The following is a 16,336-nucleotide window of genomic DNA, read 5'->3' on the forward strand; positions in this document are numbered from 1 at the left end:
GTAGGCATCCCCTGACCCCGCACGCTGTGCACGGAGGACCGGTACGATTAAGTGTTCATCACCTGCGGTCTTTCGTATGAGTGGACGACCGCTGGACGTCCTCGAGGCGTCACTCGGCGACCGGGTCACAGTACGACTCAAAAGTGGCGACGAGTACGATGGCGACCTCGCTGGCTACGACCAGCATATGAACCTCGTACTCGAGGATGTGACGATTGCGACGACGGACGCCGTCTCGGGGTCTGAACCGACCGACGACGATGCGTCGAGTGAAGACACAACCATTATACGCGGCGATAACGTCGTTTCGATCACTCCATGACTGGTGCAGGAACCCCAAGCCAAGGAAAGAAGAACACGACGACCCACACGAAGTGCCGTCGCTGCGGAGAGAAGTCATACCACACGAAGAAGAAAGTCTGCTCGTCCTGTGGCTTTGGCACGTCCGCCAAACGCCGCGACTACGAGTGGCAGTCGAAAACCGGCGACAATTAATTCGCGCCGATCTCGATACCCGTTCTTCTTCACTTTCAGTACCCTGAGCGATGCGTGTCTCGATTCCCTCGAGACCGCGACCGACTGAAGCCGCCAGATCGGCTGAGATACTTGATTTCGGGCGTAACAAACGTTTATGCCCGTCTCGAGCCTAATTAGTAGCGACCACGCTGCACCGAGGCAGGCGGTCGAGGGATACCCATGCTAACTGACGCACTTTCCTACCTGAACAACAGTGACGACGCCTGGAAGACGACTATACTCGGCGGAATCTTTCTCTTGTTTAGCTTCTTGTTGCTCCCCCTGTTTCTCGTCTGGGGCTACATTGTCCGCGTCGTCGACCGAACCGCACATGGCGACGAGGAGGCTCCGACGTTCGAAGACTGGGGCGAGATGTTGGTCGACGGCGCGAAAGTGGGCCTCATTTTGCTCGCGTACGCGCTTGTTCCGGCCGTCGTCGGGACGGTACTCGTCGGCGGAATTCTGCTCGCAACGGGTGGCGAACCCGGCGTCCTCGGCATCGGCGCGCTGACCATCAGCGCCCTCCTGACGCTCGCCGTCGCCATCGCGGCGATGTACGTCGCGCCAGCAGGAATCGCGAACTTCGCCGCCGAGCGACGACTCGGCGCGGGAATCGATCTCGAGGCACTGCGCCCAACGCTTCGAACCGGAACCTACGCGAGCGCCTGGCTGATCGCCCTCGGAATCGTGATCGTCGGCGGGTTCGTCTCTGGCGTTCTCGCGCCGATCCCCTTCCTCGGGCCGGTACTGGGTGCGCTCGTCTCGTTCTACGCGCTGGTCGCCGCGTACTCCGTGATCGGGCGCACCTGGGGCGAACTCCACCCCGTCACGCTCGAACAGGATGGCACCGAATCGACGGGCGAACGACCCGCTGTTTGAACCGGTTTTTCATACTGTTGGACAGAACTATTTGAAGATCGGTCGCGAATCGCGACCGACTTCTCACTGACTTCTGTCCGACAGTATCACCAGCCGACCGATGGACAGCCATTAGTCTCGGGCCGCAAACACACCGATATGGAACTGGAGACGACCGACGCGTTCGTCGGCCTCGAGTGTGTCGACTGCGAGACGACCGTCGACGCCGACGAATCGCACGCGTGTCCGGACTGTGGGGGACGACTCGAGGCGCGCTATGACTACGACGCAATCGACTTGGACCGCGAGACGCTCGCCTCGAGACCGTTCGACACCCAGTGGCGCTACGAGGAACTGCTGCCGTTCACTCGCGAGAGTGCGGTCTCGACAAACGAAGGAGCAACGGCGCTGGTCGAGTGCCCGGCGCTGGCCGAGGAGTTGGGCGTTGAGCGCGTCTACATCAAAGACGAGGGACGGAATCCGACGGGCTCGGTCGCAGACCGTGGGCAAAGCGTCGCCCTCACGGCCGCGAGCCAGCACGGCGCGACCGACGTGGCACTCGCCTCGACCGGCGACGGGGGGCAGTCCGCAGCCGCCTACGCGGGCCGCGCGGGCCTCGAGTCACACGTCTATCTTCCCTCGCGCTCGGGCTTTACGACCAAGGCGATGGTCAACGTCCACGGCGGCGACATGAACGTCGTCGGCGGGCGCTACGGCGACGCGCTCGAGGCGGCCGCGGAGGTCCTCGACGAACACGACGACTGGTACTCGCTGCAGGCGTTCGAGACGCCCTATCGCCACGAGGGCGCGAAGACGCTGCTGTACGAACTGATCGAACAACTCGAGTGGGAGGTGCCCGACGCGATCTGTTATCCGACGGGCAGCGGCGTCGGCCTCACGGGCCTCTACAAGGGTGCAACGGAGTTTCGCGAACTCGGGCTGATCGACGACCTGCCGCCGCTGTACGCGGTCCAACCCAGCGGCTGTGCGCCCATCGTCGAGGCCCACGAGGCGGGCCAGGACGCCCACCAGCCCGAGGAAACGCCGGACACGATCTGTGGCACACTCGAGGTTCCGGACCCCGCAGGCGGCCCGCAGGCGCTCGAGGCGATCCGCGAGAGCGGTGGCGGTGCCGTCACGAGCGACGACCCCAGCATTCTCGAGTCCGGCGTCCAGGTCGCCCAGCACGCGGGCATCGAGATGGCCCCGAGTTCGGCCGCGGCAGCCAGCGGCGCGTGGGAACTGGCCGAGCAAGGTGCCTTCGACGGGGACGAGACGGTCGTCATCTGCAACACGGGCACCGGGAACAAGGAGGCGGACGTACTGCGCAGTCACCTGATGGGTCAGGGAATCTGATCGCTGCTGGTCGACGCAGCTACCGTACGGACCAAATCGCTCGAAGGTTATTGAACACCGCATAGGCACCAACCATCGCGATTCCGGCCGGGATAAGCAGCCGAATTCGAGGGTCGGGCACGGCGAGCGAGCCTGCGTAAAAGACGCCGAGAATCACGGCCTTGAACAGGCCGAATCGCACGGCCGACGGTGGCTCGCCGAGTATTGTGCGCGGGATTTGTTGCCCTTCCTCGAGGTCGTCGTACTCGAGGCCGCGAAGCGTCGTCACGAGGTCGCCAACGCCGTAGAAGCCGATAGCCAGCGCCCAGAGCACGACCGCGAGTGGTGACGAGACGAGCACGTGTCTGACCTCTCTGTGCTCTCCGTCTCACTCGAGGCGATAGCGAAGCAACGCTGCGATGCCGCCGAGATTCGACAGCTGTTCGCCCGGCGGGAACTCGCTCGAGAAGACGGTGACGTCGCCGCCTTTCTGCTCAGTCGTTCGGACGAGGTCATCGATATCGAGCGCCCACTCGCCGTCGGGGCCGCGCTCTTTTCGCAGGCGGTCGTCGAGGACGAGCAAGCGCTCGATGGCACCAAATTCTGCGGCCTGCTGGACCTGGTCGGGACCGTAGGCGGCTTTCGCGCCCTGAGCCATGCGCTTCGTGAGTTCGTCGATGTACTCGGCCTCGCTCTCGATGCGCGTTTCCTGTTGAACGTCTGCGACGGCTCCGCGTTTCAGGACCTCGTGGACCCCGCGGTCGCCAACGGCTGCCGTATCGACCATCGTGAGCTTCTCGGCGACTGCGGGTTCGTTGTTCTCGATGTACTTTTGCGCGTCCTGTTTCGTAAAGCCGGGTCCGGCGAGGATGATCGCATCGGCGTCCTGGCGTTTGAGGACGTTGCCGAGTTCGGCGAACAGTTCGGAGCGCTCGCGGGCGAACTCGCCTTTGCCGGTCGGACCGGTGATCGCCGCGCGCTCTTCGGTGCCGTACTGGGCGACCGTGTGGACGTGGGCCTGGCCCTCTTCGACCGTCGCGATAGCCACGTCGGGGTTTTCGGTGGCTTCTTCGGCTTCCTCGAGGCGGGCCTCCTGATCCGGCTTGAACCACTTCTCGATGGAGAGTTCCTCACGCTCTTCGACGTTCAGGGTGTGGTGGAATCCCAACTGGTCCTCGCGCGAACAGGCGACGATCTCGCCGCCGACCCGCAGCCGGTTCGCGAACTTGTGGAACTCGATATCGTCGACGGCGATAGCGACCCACATGTGCTCGCGCTCGCCGCCCGTATCGCGCATCTGGTCGTCGTTGCGCTGGATCCGCCGGGTCGTATCGCCCGCAACGCGGTCGCCGGGCTCTAAGACGTACTGGAGGTGCCAGAGATCGTCGACGCTCTCGGGGACGACCGTCACCCGCTCGCGGCCGCCCTCGACCTGCTCCCGGTCTTTGATCTGCATAGTCTGCGATTTGGGTGGCGAGACTAAGTGGGCTGCGATCCCTCGAGTCACGGCGCGTGATGCGCGGCCACGGCGCCCTCTGCGAGTCTTGGCACTGTTAGGGACGACTGCTAACCGCTGTGAGTGCCATGTTACCGTATGAAGATCGCACACGTCTCCGCACTCGAATCATTCGGTTCCCGGTCGCTCGTCATCCATGGCGTGATGGTGCTTGCGTTCGCCAACGCCGTCTTTGCGGGGTTGTTCATCGGCGGCCAGCTCGGCGTCGTTTCGTTCGTCGCGCTGCTCAACTTCACCGCGGGGCTGTGGGTCGCCCACTCGGTGCACTCACTCGGCAACGCCACGACTGGCGAGTACAGCGGCGTCCTGAACGAACTGGCCGACCGCACCGAGCGCGGTGGCGGCCAGTGGCTCGGAATCGGCCGCTTCGGTCGCCTGCTCGCGCTCATCGCAGCCGTGACCGCCACCGCACTGTTGACCGCCGCACAGGTCCTTCCCGGCGCGCTACTCCCCGTCGCGACCGTCGCCGTCGGCATCATCGCCCTCGTAACCGCCATCGTGGGCTTTCTCATCGCCCTCGGCGCCTCCTACGACGAGAGCCAACAGCGCTGGGACGACCGCCTCGAGCACGCCGACGCAGAGCCGGGTGAGATCGACGGCTAAGTCGAGAGCCGAGCCGATACTCCCGGTCAGTTCGAGTCGGTGTGAGAGGTAACCACACCCACGAAGACACCGTTTTCGCAGGTTCGAATCGAGAGATTCAACTCTCCGAAGTTGTGACTGAGAGGCGTGGACGTTCCGAACGATTCCGTCGCCCGTCGATCCGATTCCGCCGTGTCCGTGAGTCGGTCTGTTTGCTCGCCAGCGAAGCGATTCGATAATTCGTCGACTCGAGTAAGAGCATGATCCGCGAGCGCGTACCGGCGCTGTCGGGTCGCCTCGGCGTCTTTCTCTCGATCTGTCTGCTCTCGTTTCTCGTCAACGGCGTTCGCATCGCGTTCGCGCCGCTGGTTGACGTCTTCATCCAGATGGGAATCAACCCCGCGACGGCTGGGCTGGCGGCAACGGCCGTCTGGGTCGGCAGCGCGCTCTCGAGGTTGCCGACGGGCTACCTGCTGACGTACGTAAGCCGCCAGCGGACGATTCTCGCGATGGGGCTCTTTCTCTCGATTACGTCGGCGTTTACCGCCATCTCGCCGGATATCCGCTACACAATTGTCGGCGCGTTTCTGGTCGGGCTCGCGACGGGTGTTTTCTACATCGCCGCGAATCCGCTGGTGAGCGAACTCTACCCTGAACGGGTTGGACTGGCGGTTGGCATCCGCGGGATGTTCTCGCAACTGGCAGCCGTCAGCGTGCCGTTTCTGGTCTCACTCGCGATTATCCTCGGGACGTGGCGACTTGTCTTCGGTGCGATTGCCGTCGGCGCGTTCGTCGTCACGATAGTCTTCCGGGTTGCGGTGACCAACGCCGACATGCCGACGGCCGGCGCTGACGACCGCGACTTTCTGGGCGCGATTCGGCGACAGTGGCGACTGATCGCCGTCGGCATCATCTTTGTCGGCTTCGCGGGCTTCGTCTGGCAGGGCGTGTTCAACTTCTACGTGACCTACCTCGGTGCGGCGAAAGACATTCCACCTGGACAGGCCACGACGCTACTGACCGTGATGTTCGCCGCCGGCGTCCCCTCGTTCGTTATCGCTGGTCGACTCGCGGATCGATTCTCCTATCTCCCGGTGCTATTCGCGACGCTCGTCGGCTTCGTCGCCACGCTGCTCGCGCTCACCATGGTCGAGGGGTTCATTGCAATCGCGCTCGTCTCGGTCGCGATGGGACTGATCGTCCACTGTCTGTTCCCCGTCGCCGACGCCTACCTGCTCGATACCCTCCCCGACGAGAACCGCGCCAGCGCCTACTCGGGTTTCAGCGCGACCATGATGCTCATGCAAGCGCCCGGCAGCGTCGCCGTCGGCCTGCTCGCACAGGCTGGTCTCGGCTACACCCGCGTTTTCCAGGGCTACGCGATCTTCGTCGCCCTCATCGTACTCGTGATGGGCGTCCTCGCCAGCGCTGACCGGCTTCCACAGGGTAACACCGCGTAACGCTCGTTTCTGGACTCCGCTCCTCTCAGTCCCGAATCTCCTCGAGTTTGTCCTTCGCCTTATCGACCGTCGTATCGAACGTATCCTCGAGTTCCTCGACGGAGCGTTCGACGTAGTGGACGCGGCCGTGGGGAACCCGTCGGACGATGTCGTTTCCGTCGTCGTCGACGTCGTAGGCGAACAGCCAGTGCTGTTGGAAGAAGGCGATGTGTTCGTTATCGACAGTAACCTCGTCGATCTCGCCGTCGGGGGTCTCGTAGACGATTGTCGCGGTGCCGAGTGCTGCGTCCGTCATACGAGACCGTCACCAGCCTCACCCGTGTACGCTGTCCTTGTCGCTGCAGGCGAGGGTGAAAACAAAGACCGGGGCCCAGCCGTCGACTCTATATACGTCTCGCGGAAAGCAGACCACAACCTATGGAGACGACGCTGCGCGGACCCGACTGGACGCGCGTCGACGAGGTCGCGGTTCGCGGTCGGGCGTTCGCCGACGGACGGCTGCTCCGGGGCGAGGCCCTGGCAACGCACCTTTTGGACGCCGTCGAAACCGCACCGGCCACGGACTCGCTCGAGACCGTTGCGAATGCCGCCGCCGAACTCGAGGGATTCTACGCCGCCGTGCTCTCGACGGACGAGAGCACGACGCTCGTCGCCGACGGCGCACGCTCGATCCCACTGTACTACGATGTGGATGGCCGCGTCGTCCGCGACGCGACCGAGGCCGACCGCGATCCCATCGCCGAGAGCGAGTTCCTGCTCACGCGGTACGTGACCGGGCCGGAGACGATCTGGCACGGCGTTCGTGCCGTCCAGCCGGGCGAGGTCGTGCAACTCGAGGGTGGAACCGTGCGTCGGCGGACGTACCGCGAGTACTGGCCGGCCGGCTCGCTCGAGAGTGACGACGACGGGAGCGAGAAAGCGAACGGACCCGACCACGCGACGGAACTCGAGGCGGCGCTCGAGACCGCCCTCAACCGACTAGAACGGGTCGCCGCAGACCGACCGATTGTCCTGTCGCTGTCGGGCGGTTACGACTCGCGGCTGCTCGCTGCGTCGCTCGTCGAGCGCGGGCGCGAGGTGATCGGCTTCACGTTCGGCCGCTCGGGCCACCCCGATGTGGAGATGAGTCGCGAGGTGGCCTCGAGACTCGGAATCCGCTGGGAGTTTCTCCCCTACGACGAGTCGCTGTGGCGGAAGTGGTACCACGGCGAGGCGGGTAAACAGTACCGCAAAGATGCGTTCGGTGGCGACGCGCTCCCTTTTCTCGCCGAGTGGCCCGCGCTCAGGCTGTTGCTCGAGGACGGACGGCTCCCCGCGGACGCGCTGTACTGTCCCGGTCACACGGTCGCGACGCCGAGCGAGCGGGTGCCGGTGTTCGCGGGCGAATCGCGATCCGGAAACGGCGACCACGTTGGCTGCGGTCCCGGCGACGACCCCGACCACGAGCGCGAAACCGTTGACCCCTCGCTCGAGGGACTCCTCGAGTACGTCCTCGAGACCCACTACAGCCTGTGGGACTGGGATGACGACGCGTTTCGCGCCGCCGCGCGCGAGCGGATCCGGCGCGGGCTGCTCGGCGGGCGCGACCCGGCGATGATCGACGGCCACGAAAGCGCCGCCGCCGCGTACGAGCGCTGGGAGTGGCGCGGGCGCATGTCGACATTCACCAACGGCGATCTTCGGGCCTACGAGAATGCCGGCGTCGACTGGTGGCTTCCGCTGTGGGATCCGGCCTACGTCCGCGCGTGGCAGCGGGTGCCACTCGAGCACCGTCGCGAAAAGCGCGCCCATACGCGTCTCGCCGTCGACCGATATCGTGCAGTCGCCGACGTCTCGGCTGAACGGGCCGCGATCACGGACCGAACGCTCTCGCCGGTCGACCGCCACCTCGCGCTGGTTCGACACACGCCAGCATGTCAGTTCACCGAGCGCGGGGGCGACTGGGACCCGCCGTTTCTCGCGCCGCGGTCAGTCTGGAGCGAGCCAGGTCAGCACCCGCTGGCGTGGGACGGCGCGGTCGACGACGCCGTCCTCAAGCGAGTGCCGACGGAGCGGGGGTTCTACGCGCTTCGGACGCTGGCCGAAACGGGACGACTGGACCTCACCGACGGCGAGAGCGCCGTTCCGGACGGCCCGTTATCGCTGCCGATAGGCGATTCGAATGACTCGAGTGACGCGCGCTCGTGATTGGCGGTTGAAAGATCCTCGAAGCGCGACCCTTACGTACCACCGGGTGCGACCACGGAGTGATGAGACGACGCACGTTTCTTACGTCCGGGACGGCGATTGCGACAGCCGGCCTCGCTGGCTGCTCTGCAATCGATATCGACGGTGGCAATGGTGACGGAAATGGGAATGGCAACGGAAACGGCGGAACCACTGGGTCCGTTGACGAAGACGAGGTGCTGACTGTCGGCACCTACTCCTCGTTCGTCGACGCCCCCAGCGACAGTCCGGGCGAGTGGATCAAAGACGAGTTCGAGGACCGCCACGACGTCGAACTCGAGTGGCAATTCCCCGAACAGGAACTGAACTACTACGCCGAACGCCACAACGACGGTCAGGACATCGAAGCCGAACTGTATCTCGGCGTCCGGCCACAGAACCTCGTCCGAGTCGACGAGCACATTGATGGCGACATGTTCACAACGACTGACGAGAGCGTACTCTCGAATGCCGCCGACATCGGCGATGAATACTACTTCGACCCATACGACCGCGCGGTACCGGTCTTTCGCAGCCACTGTGGCATCGTCTACGACGGCCGGAACGTCGAAGCGCCCGAGACGTTCGAGGACCTGCTCGACGAGCAGTATGAAGGACAGATCGCACTCGCGAACCCCCAGGACTCGACGACGGGACTCTTGTTCTTCCTCTGGTCGATAGACATGTTCGGCGAGGACGACTATCTCGACTACTGGTCGGACCTGATCGACAACGATGTCCGAGTCCTCAACTCGTGGGACGATGTCTACACGCAGTTCGAGTCGGAGGACGTCCCAGTCGTCGTCTCCTACACGAACGACCGCGTCTACGCCAGTCGCTTCGGCAACGACCTCGACAAACATCAGGTTTCGACGCTCCACGATCAGGGCTATGCCAACATGGCCGGAATGGCCCGCTTCGCCGATGGCACCAACGACGAACTGGCCCACCAGTTCATGGACTTCATCCTCGAACCCGAAGTGCAGGGCGTCATCGCCGAGCGCAACGTTACCGGCCCCGTCAACGACGAAACCGAACCGCCCGAGGCCTACGCCGAGTACGCTATCGAACCCGACGAGACCGTCTTCTTCGGCTACGACGAACTCGAGGGCAACCTCACCGGGTGGCTCGACGAGTGGGAACGCGAAGTCGTCGGGAGCAGCTAAGGACGGAATCGATACCAGCAACAGAATCACTGACGTGTTTCACGAACCGACTCCCGCTGCTCGAGTACAGGGTGCGAGCGAGACGCATCGCTCGACTCGTCGATGTCGACTACCCAGCACGAATCGTCGGCGGACTCGCCGATACCGTCCTTATTCCTGGGTGCTTCGCGCCTCGCGCCCGAGTTCCGACTCGACGGCATCGATTTTGTCGTCGGTCGAGAGGTCGACCTCCCGTTTCTCCTCGACCTGGACCAGCGTCTGGATTTCGGCGGTCCCGACGGCTTCGTGGGCCGACGCACACGCCGCGAACAGTTCGTGGACGTCCTCGGCCTCGAGAATCGTCGCCATGGGCGTCGTCTCGTACTCGACGTCGTGCTCTTCGAGAGCATCAATCGCGGCAGCGACGTCTTCGGTGATGTCGTCGTCGGTTACTGGCGTCACGCGCAGGAGTGCAAACACGCTCATACCACCGGGTTGTGTCGACCGGCCCATAGCCGTTGGGTTCGACGACGACACAGTCTCGGGTGACTGTCCGAACCCAGCCGACTCGAGGACGGAGGGCCAATTAGTATGACCGAACCAACCACAGCCGACGCCGAGACAGAGACCGTCATGCGTCGCGTCCAGAACCGCGTCGAACGCCGCGCGATTGCCGCCCTCGCCGTCGCCACGACACTCGTGTTGGTGGCCCTGTTTTACTACCCCGTCGCGACGGTCTTTCTCGAGTCGATCTACGTCCAGGGTGCTCTCACCTTCTCGGTCTTTCTCGAGGTCCTGCGCGATCCGCTGTATTTCGGCGATTTTGCGCGACTTTTTGAGGGGGAGTCACCGTTCGCCGTCGCCGCCGATCTGGTTTCGGCTGACCGCCGGATCGGCGTTATCGGCTTTACGGCCTACCAGGCGGCGTTATCGACCTTGTTGAGCGTCATCCTCGGAGTGCCCGCAGCCTACCTGTTAGCTCGGTATGAGTTCCGCGGTCGGCGGACGCTGCGTGCGCTGACGATTCTCCCGTTCGTCCTGCCGTCGATCATGGTCGCCATCGGGTTCGTCGCGACATTCGGCCAGAACGGGACGTTCAACGCTGCGCTGGGCGCAGTCGGGCTCGGTTCCGTCTCGCTGGTCCCCTCGCTCGAGGTCATCCTGTTGGCTCATGCCTTCTACAACGCGCCGCTGGTCGCGCGCGTGACGACCGCAGCCTGGGAGTCGGTCGACGCGAGCGCGATTGAAACGGCGCGCAGTCTCGGCGCGAGTCCGTTCCGAGCGTTTAGAGACGTCGTCGCCCCGCAACTGTATCCAGCCGTGCTGATGGGTGGCGCGCTCACGTTCGTCTTCACCTTCGGCACCTTCCCTATCGTCCTCGCGCTGGGTGGGTTCCAGTTTGCGACCGTCGAGGTGTTCGTCTACCGGCAAATTCAGGATTTGAACTATGCCGAGGCAGCCGCGCTTGCGATCATTGAACTGCTCATCTCGTTGGGCGTCCTCTATGGCTATCTCCGGTACGAGGCTACGCACGTCGTCCGCTCGCGTGGGATTCGTCCGCTGCCACGACGGTCGCTGTCTCCACCATCGCTCTCAGTTCGGGAACTCGCACCGCGGTTCGGACTGGCTCTCTACGGCGTCGTCGCTCTCTTCGTCTTCGTCTCGCCCGTCCTGAGCCTGCTCTATGCGAGTGTCAGTGGCTCGAGCGGCCTCACCCTCGAGCACTACCGATTCCTCCTCGAGCGCCAGGAGACCGCGGCGGCGTTTCAGGTTCGCCCCTGGGACGCCGTCCGGAACTCGCTTCTCTTTGCGCTTGGCGCGCTCGCGATTGCGTTGCCGATGGGCGTCGTTGTCTCCGTACTGACGACGCGTCGGTACCGCGGGCGAAAGCTTGTCGACGCCGTATTGATGGCACCGCTGGCGGTGTCCGGAATCATCGTCGGCATCGGCCTGCTTCGTGGCCCAGTCTTCGGGTTCGAGATTGGTAGCTGGCGGATTTCGGTCGCCGGGGCTGTCGCCATCGTTGCCGCCCACGCCGTTTCGTGTTACCCGTTTGTCGTCCGCACCGTCGCGCCCGGCCTCGAGTCGGTCGACCGGTCGCTGATCGAGTCCGCGCGGGCGCTCGGTGCGTCACGAACGCGAGCGCTGGTCGACATCGAACTGCCCCTGATCTGGCCGGGAGTCGTCGCTGGCGCGGCTTTCGCCTTCGCGATTTCGATGGGCGAGTTTTCCTCGACAGTCATCCTTGCAACGGGGACCGACCAGTACACCATGCCGGTCGCAATCGAACGGTTCAGGGGGCGTCGGCTCGGACCGGCAACCGCAATGGGTGTCGTCCTACTCGTCGTCACGAGCATCAGTTTCATCGTGATCGACCGACTCGGAGGTGAGAGCTTTGGTATCTGAAGAGCCGCGCTCGAGTGAGCGGCCACGAGAGCAAGAGCAAAACCGGCGGGCGACCGACGACGCCGCGGGTCCGTCACCGGACCCCGACGCCCCAATCACACTGGAACTCGAGGGCGTCACCAGACAGTATGCCGAGACGACGGCCGTCGACGACGTCTCGCTTGCAGTCCGCGAGGGCGAGTTTTACACCTTCGTCGGCCCCTCGGGCTGTGGGAAGACAACGACACTCCGACTGATCGCCGGCTTCGAAACGCCGACCAGCGGCACGATTCGATTCCGCGGCGAGGATGTCACTGGCGTCCCACCGGAGGATCGCGACGTCGGCGTTGTCTTCCAGAACTACGCGTTGTTTCCGCATATGACCGTTGCCGAGAACGTCGCGTACGGCCTCACGTTCGCCGACGCACCCGGCGGCGTTCCCGACGACGTGCGCGTCGACGAACTGCTCGAGTTGGTCGACCTCGAGGGGATGGGCGAGCGCGAACCAGACCAGCTGTCGGGTGGCCAGCAACAGCGCGTCGCAATTGCGCGCGCGCTGGCACCCGGTCCCGATGTCCTGTTGCTCGATGAGCCGATGAGCGCACTCGACGCGCAACTGCGCGAGCGACTCCGGATTCAGGTGCGAGAGATTCAGCGAGAACTCGGAATCACGACGATCTACGTCACTCACGATCAGGAGGAAGCCCTGGCCGTCTCTGACCGCGTCGCCGTCATGCGCGACGGCAAACCCGAACAGGTTGCGCCACCGCGAACAATCTATCGCCGCCCCAAAACCCGCTTCGTCGCCGAATTCATCGGTGACAACAACGTCTTTTCCGGAACTGTCACGTCAGTCGACGACTCAAGCGACGGGCTCGTACGCGTCGATGTCGGACTCGAGACGTTCACAATCGATGTCTCGAATCGCTCCGTCGAACCCGGCGACGCGGTCTCGTTTTGCATCAGACCTGAGCACCTCGAACTCGAGGAATCGGGTGCCGGCGAGGTGATGCGAGCGCCTAATTCGGCGAATTCGACGACTGCAAGCGTCGCCAGCGCGGAGTTCCTCGGCGAGACGACTCGCGTCCACCTCGAGTGGGGTACTCGAGCCCTTGTCGCGCGGAGCCGTGACCCGCCAACGGGTGAGGTGACTCTTGTGTTCGACCCTGGTGATGTACACGTCCTTGCCAGGCCATAATGCGCCACACGGGCAGGTGTTTCTGGGACGTGAGTCACTCTGCCTGTCGGTAGAGACTCCCGCCGAGTACCATCGCCCACAGGTAAAGCACTGGCAAAAGCAACGTTGCCCCATCGAACAGGGCGTGACCGTCTGAACCGCCGCCGAACGCGGAGACGAGCGAAATCGTCGCCGCGACGACCGTCAGCGCGCCGAGGACGACGCCCGCCCAGCCGACAGCGCGAGCAACGAGTGCGCTTCGATGGAGCGCCCAGCCAAGCAGGGAAACGGCAGTTCCGAGGAGAATACAGTACATGAGCAAATGTCCCGCCCCGTACGGGACGACAATCACGTCAAGGACCTGTTCGTGCTCGGCGAACGCCGACCCACGGACATCGACGTACGCCCAGGTGACCCACTGCAAGCCGTGATAGACACCCAGTCCGAGCACGCCGACGCTGAGATACCCAGCGAGTCCGCGTCTGAGCGCGGGTTCATAGCGAACCAACGTGACAACGCCAACTGCCAGAATCGCAATCGCAAGCGCCCACAACGCGTGACTGAGCATCCCAAGCGTCGGCGACAGCGACGGCGGCGTATCTGTCTGAATAACGAGTGCCCCACCGACGAAAAACGGAATCCCGGCGACAACTAATGCCGCACTCGCACGCCGGAGTCCTGCGGGCGACTCGTTCTCGAGCCCGCGTTCATGCCGGACGGTATCGTTAGACATAGACTACTGTCTACGCTTTGATACTTAAACCGAAGGGGTGCCAGAAGTGTGGTCAGCACGGACGAATCCTGTATTGACCACAGACCGTCGCCGCAGTCTTACTCGTCGATCACTCGGCTGCCGCCCGGCGGCATGAAGTGCTGGATGCGGTCCGGACTCGCGATTTTCCGAACGAACGACTCGTCCGTAAACTCCTCGCGGAACTGCCGGTAGAGTCGCTTTGCTGCATCAGCCTGCGCGTACCGACCCGGCTCGAGTTCGATCATCGTCTCGGCTTGGCCCTCGATAGCCGACGGCGGGCCGCCGATGACGCGCGTGTACGGTTCACACTGGATGCCAACGGCGACGCCAACTGGTGTGTCGTCGTAGTAGGTTCGGTCACCCCGAATTGCGAACCCGCCTTTCTCGAGGTACTCACCGCTTTCGGGCGTCTTCGTCACCTGATCCGAGTCGACGGCGTAGACGTCGCCCGCGTAGCGGCCATCCTTCCAGACCGACGCGTAGGAAACCGCAAACTGGGCGGCCTCCTCGATGCTCGAGTCGGGCAGTTCGATGTCCGAGGAGGACGCCTCGCTCGGATCGGTCGCCTTCAACACGGTGACGGGGCCGCCGTGGGCCTGCGTGTGGAGGACTTGATCTCCCGGCTCGAGGTATTTCTTGACTAACTCCTCGTTCTGGTCGGCGTTGCGTCCGCCGATCACGAGGTAGTCGTCGCTGGTGTGGAACCAGCGGAAGCGGTCGTACCACGGCTCGTTCTCCCGAATCGGGACGGACTGCATCGACAGCCAGTCAGTGTCCGCGTGCTCGTCGTCACCCTCGTCCTCGTCATCGCCGTCGTCTGCGTCCCACTGCTCGCGGCGTTGCTTTGCATCCTCGAGATCCTCGCGGGTGTCCTCGATGGCTGCGAGTGCGCCTTCTTTTTTCTCCTCGACGCGTTTGGCTTCGGTGTAAAGCCGGTCAGCGTTCTGCTCGACGCCGTCGTGAGCAACCAGGTCGATGTACTCGCCGTCAACCTCGACGGTGACGATACCCTCGCTGCCGTCGACGTCGATGACTGCCTCGGCCGCTTCGATACCTTGCTCGGCTCCCTCCTCGAAGCGCGCTTCGATGTCCTCCCACGGTCGGTCCTGCTCACGAGCGTCCTGAATCGTCGAGAGGATATCGTCGACCAGCCCATACTCGGCGTACAGCGACTCGGCCTGCTCGCGCAGATCATCAGCCTCCTGTTCGAACCCACTGATCGCGCCCTGCTGTTGTTCGATGATCCGCTCGTACTTGGCAACCTCCTCGTCGAAATCCGGCTTCTGTTCCGTTGGATCCGGCGCAGACTCCTCCTCGAGTTCGAGTCGGAAGAAGTAGTCATCGAGTGCAGCCAGGAAAGAGTCGTAGCCGTCCGCAACGAGTCCCTCGGCCTCGTGTTCCTCGAGCGGGAACGGCGTGACATCGACGACCTGTTCGCTAGCGTCGCCGTCGTCGCCGTCGTCACTGTCGTCGTCACCATTGTTGCCATCCTCCTCGCGCTCGAGATACAGTCGCGGCTCGAAATTGCCGTTGCGGATGTCGAGTGCGAGTCGCTCGATGGCTTCGTAAAGTCGGTCGTAGACGCCCTCGTCGGCCTCCTCGATATCCATCGCCTTCTCAATTCCGGCGCGGGTACAGACCTCCTCGGCGTAGAGACCACCGAAATTGAGTTGTGTGGCGAGCGTCCGAACCACGTCCGTATCCGAGTCGTTCATCTCGTGATCAAAGGCCTCTCGAGAGACCGTCAGCGGATTCGTCCGCGTGTCAGGGAACTCGTAGCGCGAGCCCGGAACGACGGTTCGGGACTTGAGGCGAACGGTTTCGAGGGAGTCGATGACCTCGTACTCGCCGTCGGTGACCGCGACGTTCCCCTGACCGAACAGTTCGACGATGATCCGGGTCGTCCCGTCGTCGCGCTCGAAGATGAACTCGAGGATGCGGTCAAACTCGTACTGTTCGACATCGACGAAGTCCGCGCCCGAGAGGCGATTGCGCAGCATCATCGCGAACTGGGGGGGTCGGCCGGGCGCGTCGGGGATGCGTTCGGGCGCGACTGTGTGGGCGCGCTTGGTCTCACCGACCTCGAAGACGAGTTCCATCCGCCCGCGGTCGAAGTCCCGCATCTTCAGCCGGACCATGTCGTCGCCGTAAAGATAGGCCTTGTCGACCTTTGCACCCTCGAACGCGCCGAGTTCTTCGACGAGGGCGGCAAGGTCGACGCTCGTAAGCTCCCGCTTTTGCTCCATACTATCAGTGCCCGGCGCTGTCAAAAAGGCGTGTCGCTCCGAACCGGACTCGATCAAGGCCGTTCGATCACTCAGCGGACGAACCGAGGACGCACTCTCGTTCCGTTCCAAGCGCGGTCCAACCGAATCAATTATCGTCTGACAGTTCGACTACTGA

At 63.7% G+C, this 16,336-nt stretch carries 16 protein-coding genes; 10 read left to right on the forward strand and 6 right to left on the reverse strand.

The annotated features are described in order from the left end of the window. Window positions 1-76 precede the first annotated feature (76 nt). The 4 genes from B2G88_RS02800 to B2G88_RS02815 all read left to right on the forward strand — a co-directional run bounded on the left by B2G88_RS02800 (window position 77) and on the right by B2G88_RS02815 (window position 2,730). Complete coding sequence (locus B2G88_RS02800) at window positions 77-322, forward strand: LSM domain-containing protein (RefSeq protein ID WP_054863879.1); 246 nt, start codon at window positions 77-79, stop codon at window positions 320-322. After that, entirely contained in the window at window positions 319-495 is a 177-nt protein-coding gene (locus tag B2G88_RS02805; RefSeq protein ID WP_087713906.1) for a 50S ribosomal protein L37e, read from the forward strand. The genes B2G88_RS02800 and B2G88_RS02805 overlap by 4 nt, the downstream gene beginning before the upstream one ends. A 201-nt stretch (window positions 496-696) precedes the next feature. After that, window positions 697-1,395: a DUF4013 domain-containing protein gene (locus B2G88_RS02810; protein ID WP_087713907.1), complete on the forward strand. Its 699-nt coding sequence runs from the start codon at window positions 697-699 to the stop codon at window positions 1,393-1,395. Between the two features lie 144 nt (window positions 1,396-1,539). Beyond that, a complete protein-coding gene (locus B2G88_RS02815; protein WP_087714282.1) occupies window positions 1,540-2,730 on the forward strand; it encodes a threonine synthase in 1,191 nt (396 codons plus the stop codon). Window positions 2,731-2,749: 19 nt separating this feature from the next. On the opposite strand, the gene B2G88_RS02820 is transcribed toward B2G88_RS02815, so the two are convergent. Continuing rightward, on the reverse strand, window positions 2,750-3,070 hold the full coding sequence (locus B2G88_RS02820) for a hypothetical protein (protein WP_087713908.1): 321 nt from the start codon (window positions 3,068-3,070) through the stop codon (window positions 2,750-2,752). A 27-nt stretch (window positions 3,071-3,097) separates the two neighbouring features. Next, on the reverse strand, window positions 3,098-4,165 hold the full coding sequence (locus tag B2G88_RS02825) for an mRNA surveillance protein pelota (RefSeq protein WP_054864173.1): 1,068 nt from the start codon (window positions 4,163-4,165) through the stop codon (window positions 3,098-3,100). 138 nt (window positions 4,166-4,303) lie between these two features. Here B2G88_RS02825 and B2G88_RS02830 point away from each other — a divergent pair, with 138 nt between their 5' ends. Together B2G88_RS02830 and B2G88_RS02835 are read left to right on the forward strand one after the other, a co-directional pair. Then, complete coding sequence (locus B2G88_RS02830; RefSeq protein ID WP_087713909.1) at window positions 4,304-4,828, forward strand: hypothetical protein; 525 nt, start codon at window positions 4,304-4,306, stop codon at window positions 4,826-4,828. Between the two features lie 239 nt (window positions 4,829-5,067). Continuing rightward, window positions 5,068-6,267 carry an MFS transporter gene (locus B2G88_RS02835; RefSeq protein ID WP_087713910.1) on the forward strand — a complete coding sequence of 400 codons (1,200 nt, stop codon included), beginning with the start codon at window positions 5,068-5,070 and terminating at the stop codon, window positions 6,265-6,267. Between the two features lie 25 nt (window positions 6,268-6,292). On the opposite strand, the gene B2G88_RS02840 is transcribed toward B2G88_RS02835, so the two are convergent. Beyond that, window positions 6,293-6,562: a hypothetical protein gene (locus B2G88_RS02840; protein ID WP_054864172.1), complete on the reverse strand. Its 270-nt coding sequence runs from the start codon at window positions 6,560-6,562 to the stop codon at window positions 6,293-6,295. 122 nt (window positions 6,563-6,684) lie between these two features. On the opposite strand from B2G88_RS02840, the gene B2G88_RS02845 reads away from it, so the two are divergent. Both B2G88_RS02845 and B2G88_RS02850 read left to right on the forward strand, forming a co-directional pair. After that, window positions 6,685-8,454 (forward strand): asparagine synthase-related protein, encoded by a 1,770-nt coding sequence (locus B2G88_RS02845; protein ID WP_087713911.1) that lies wholly within the window; start codon window positions 6,685-6,687, stop codon window positions 8,452-8,454. A gap of 62 nt (window positions 8,455-8,516) precedes the next feature. Continuing rightward, window positions 8,517-9,638 carry a thiamine ABC transporter substrate-binding protein gene (locus tag B2G88_RS02850; protein ID WP_087713912.1) on the forward strand — a complete coding sequence of 374 codons (1,122 nt, stop codon included), beginning with the start codon at window positions 8,517-8,519 and terminating at the stop codon, window positions 9,636-9,638. 150 nt (window positions 9,639-9,788) lie between these two features. On the opposite strand, the gene B2G88_RS02855 is transcribed toward B2G88_RS02850, so the two are convergent. Further along, on the reverse strand, window positions 9,789-10,103 hold the full coding sequence (locus B2G88_RS02855; protein ID WP_054863047.1) for a thiamine-binding protein: 315 nt from the start codon (window positions 10,101-10,103) through the stop codon (window positions 9,789-9,791). Between the two features lie 105 nt (window positions 10,104-10,208). On the opposite strand from B2G88_RS02855, the gene B2G88_RS02860 reads away from it, so the two are divergent. Together B2G88_RS02860 and B2G88_RS02865 are read left to right on the forward strand one after the other, a co-directional pair. Next, a complete protein-coding gene (locus B2G88_RS02860) occupies window positions 10,209-12,023 on the forward strand; it encodes an ABC transporter permease (RefSeq protein WP_087713913.1) in 1,815 nt (604 codons plus the stop codon). Beyond that, window positions 12,004-13,200 (forward strand): ABC transporter ATP-binding protein, encoded by a 1,197-nt coding sequence (locus tag B2G88_RS02865; protein ID WP_394335700.1) that lies wholly within the window; start codon window positions 12,004-12,006, stop codon window positions 13,198-13,200. Before B2G88_RS02860 ends, B2G88_RS02865 begins: the two co-directional genes overlap by 20 nt. 34 nt (window positions 13,201-13,234) lie before the next feature. Here B2G88_RS02865 and B2G88_RS19855 read toward each other — a convergent pair whose 3' ends face one another. Continuing rightward, window positions 13,235-13,912 (reverse strand): hypothetical protein, encoded by a 678-nt coding sequence (locus tag B2G88_RS19855; protein ID WP_245835279.1) that lies wholly within the window; start codon window positions 13,910-13,912, stop codon window positions 13,235-13,237. 98 nt (window positions 13,913-14,010) lie between these two features. Further along, complete coding sequence (rqcH, locus tag B2G88_RS02875) at window positions 14,011-16,179, reverse strand: ribosome rescue protein RqcH (protein ID WP_087713915.1); 2,169 nt, start codon at window positions 16,177-16,179, stop codon at window positions 14,011-14,013. Between the last annotated feature and the right edge of the window lie 157 nt (window positions 16,180-16,336).

The sequence above is a fragment of the Natronolimnobius baerhuensis genome (assembly GCF_002177135.1).
GTDB classification, from domain to species: Archaea; Halobacteriota; Halobacteria; order Halobacteriales; family Natrialbaceae; genus Natronolimnobius; species Natronolimnobius baerhuensis.

Coding starts and splice junctions, on each gene's coding strand:
- B2G88_RS02855 (WP_054863047.1), bottom strand. CDS start 10,103: ATGAGCGTGTTTGCACTCCTGCGCGTGACGCCAGTAACCGACGACGAC.
- B2G88_RS02825 (WP_054864173.1), bottom strand. CDS start 4,165: ATGCAGATCAAAGACCGGGAGCAGGTCGAGGGCGGCCGCGAGCGGGTG.
- B2G88_RS02800 (WP_054863879.1), top strand. CDS start 77: ATGAGTGGACGACCGCTGGACGTCCTCGAGGCGTCACTCGGCGACCGG.
- B2G88_RS02810 (WP_087713907.1), top strand. CDS start 697: ATGCTAACTGACGCACTTTCCTACCTGAACAACAGTGACGACGCCTGG.
- B2G88_RS02830 (WP_087713909.1), top strand. CDS start 4,304: ATGAAGATCGCACACGTCTCCGCACTCGAATCATTCGGTTCCCGGTCG.
- B2G88_RS19855 (WP_245835279.1), bottom strand. CDS start 13,912: ATGTCTAACGATACCGTCCGGCATGAACGCGGGCTCGAGAACGAGTCG.
- B2G88_RS02850 (WP_087713912.1), top strand. CDS start 8,517: ATGAGACGACGCACGTTTCTTACGTCCGGGACGGCGATTGCGACAGCC.
- B2G88_RS02840 (WP_054864172.1), bottom strand. CDS start 6,562: ATGACGGACGCAGCACTCGGCACCGCGACAATCGTCTACGAGACCCCC.
- rqcH (WP_087713915.1), bottom strand. CDS start 16,179: ATGGAGCAAAAGCGGGAGCTTACGAGCGTCGACCTTGCCGCCCTCGTC.
- B2G88_RS02860 (WP_087713913.1), top strand. CDS start 10,209: ATGACCGAACCAACCACAGCCGACGCCGAGACAGAGACCGTCATGCGT.
- B2G88_RS02835 (WP_087713910.1), top strand. CDS start 5,068: ATGATCCGCGAGCGCGTACCGGCGCTGTCGGGTCGCCTCGGCGTCTTT.
- B2G88_RS02845 (WP_087713911.1), top strand. CDS start 6,685: ATGGAGACGACGCTGCGCGGACCCGACTGGACGCGCGTCGACGAGGTC.
- B2G88_RS02805 (WP_087713906.1), top strand. CDS start 319: ATGACTGGTGCAGGAACCCCAAGCCAAGGAAAGAAGAACACGACGACC.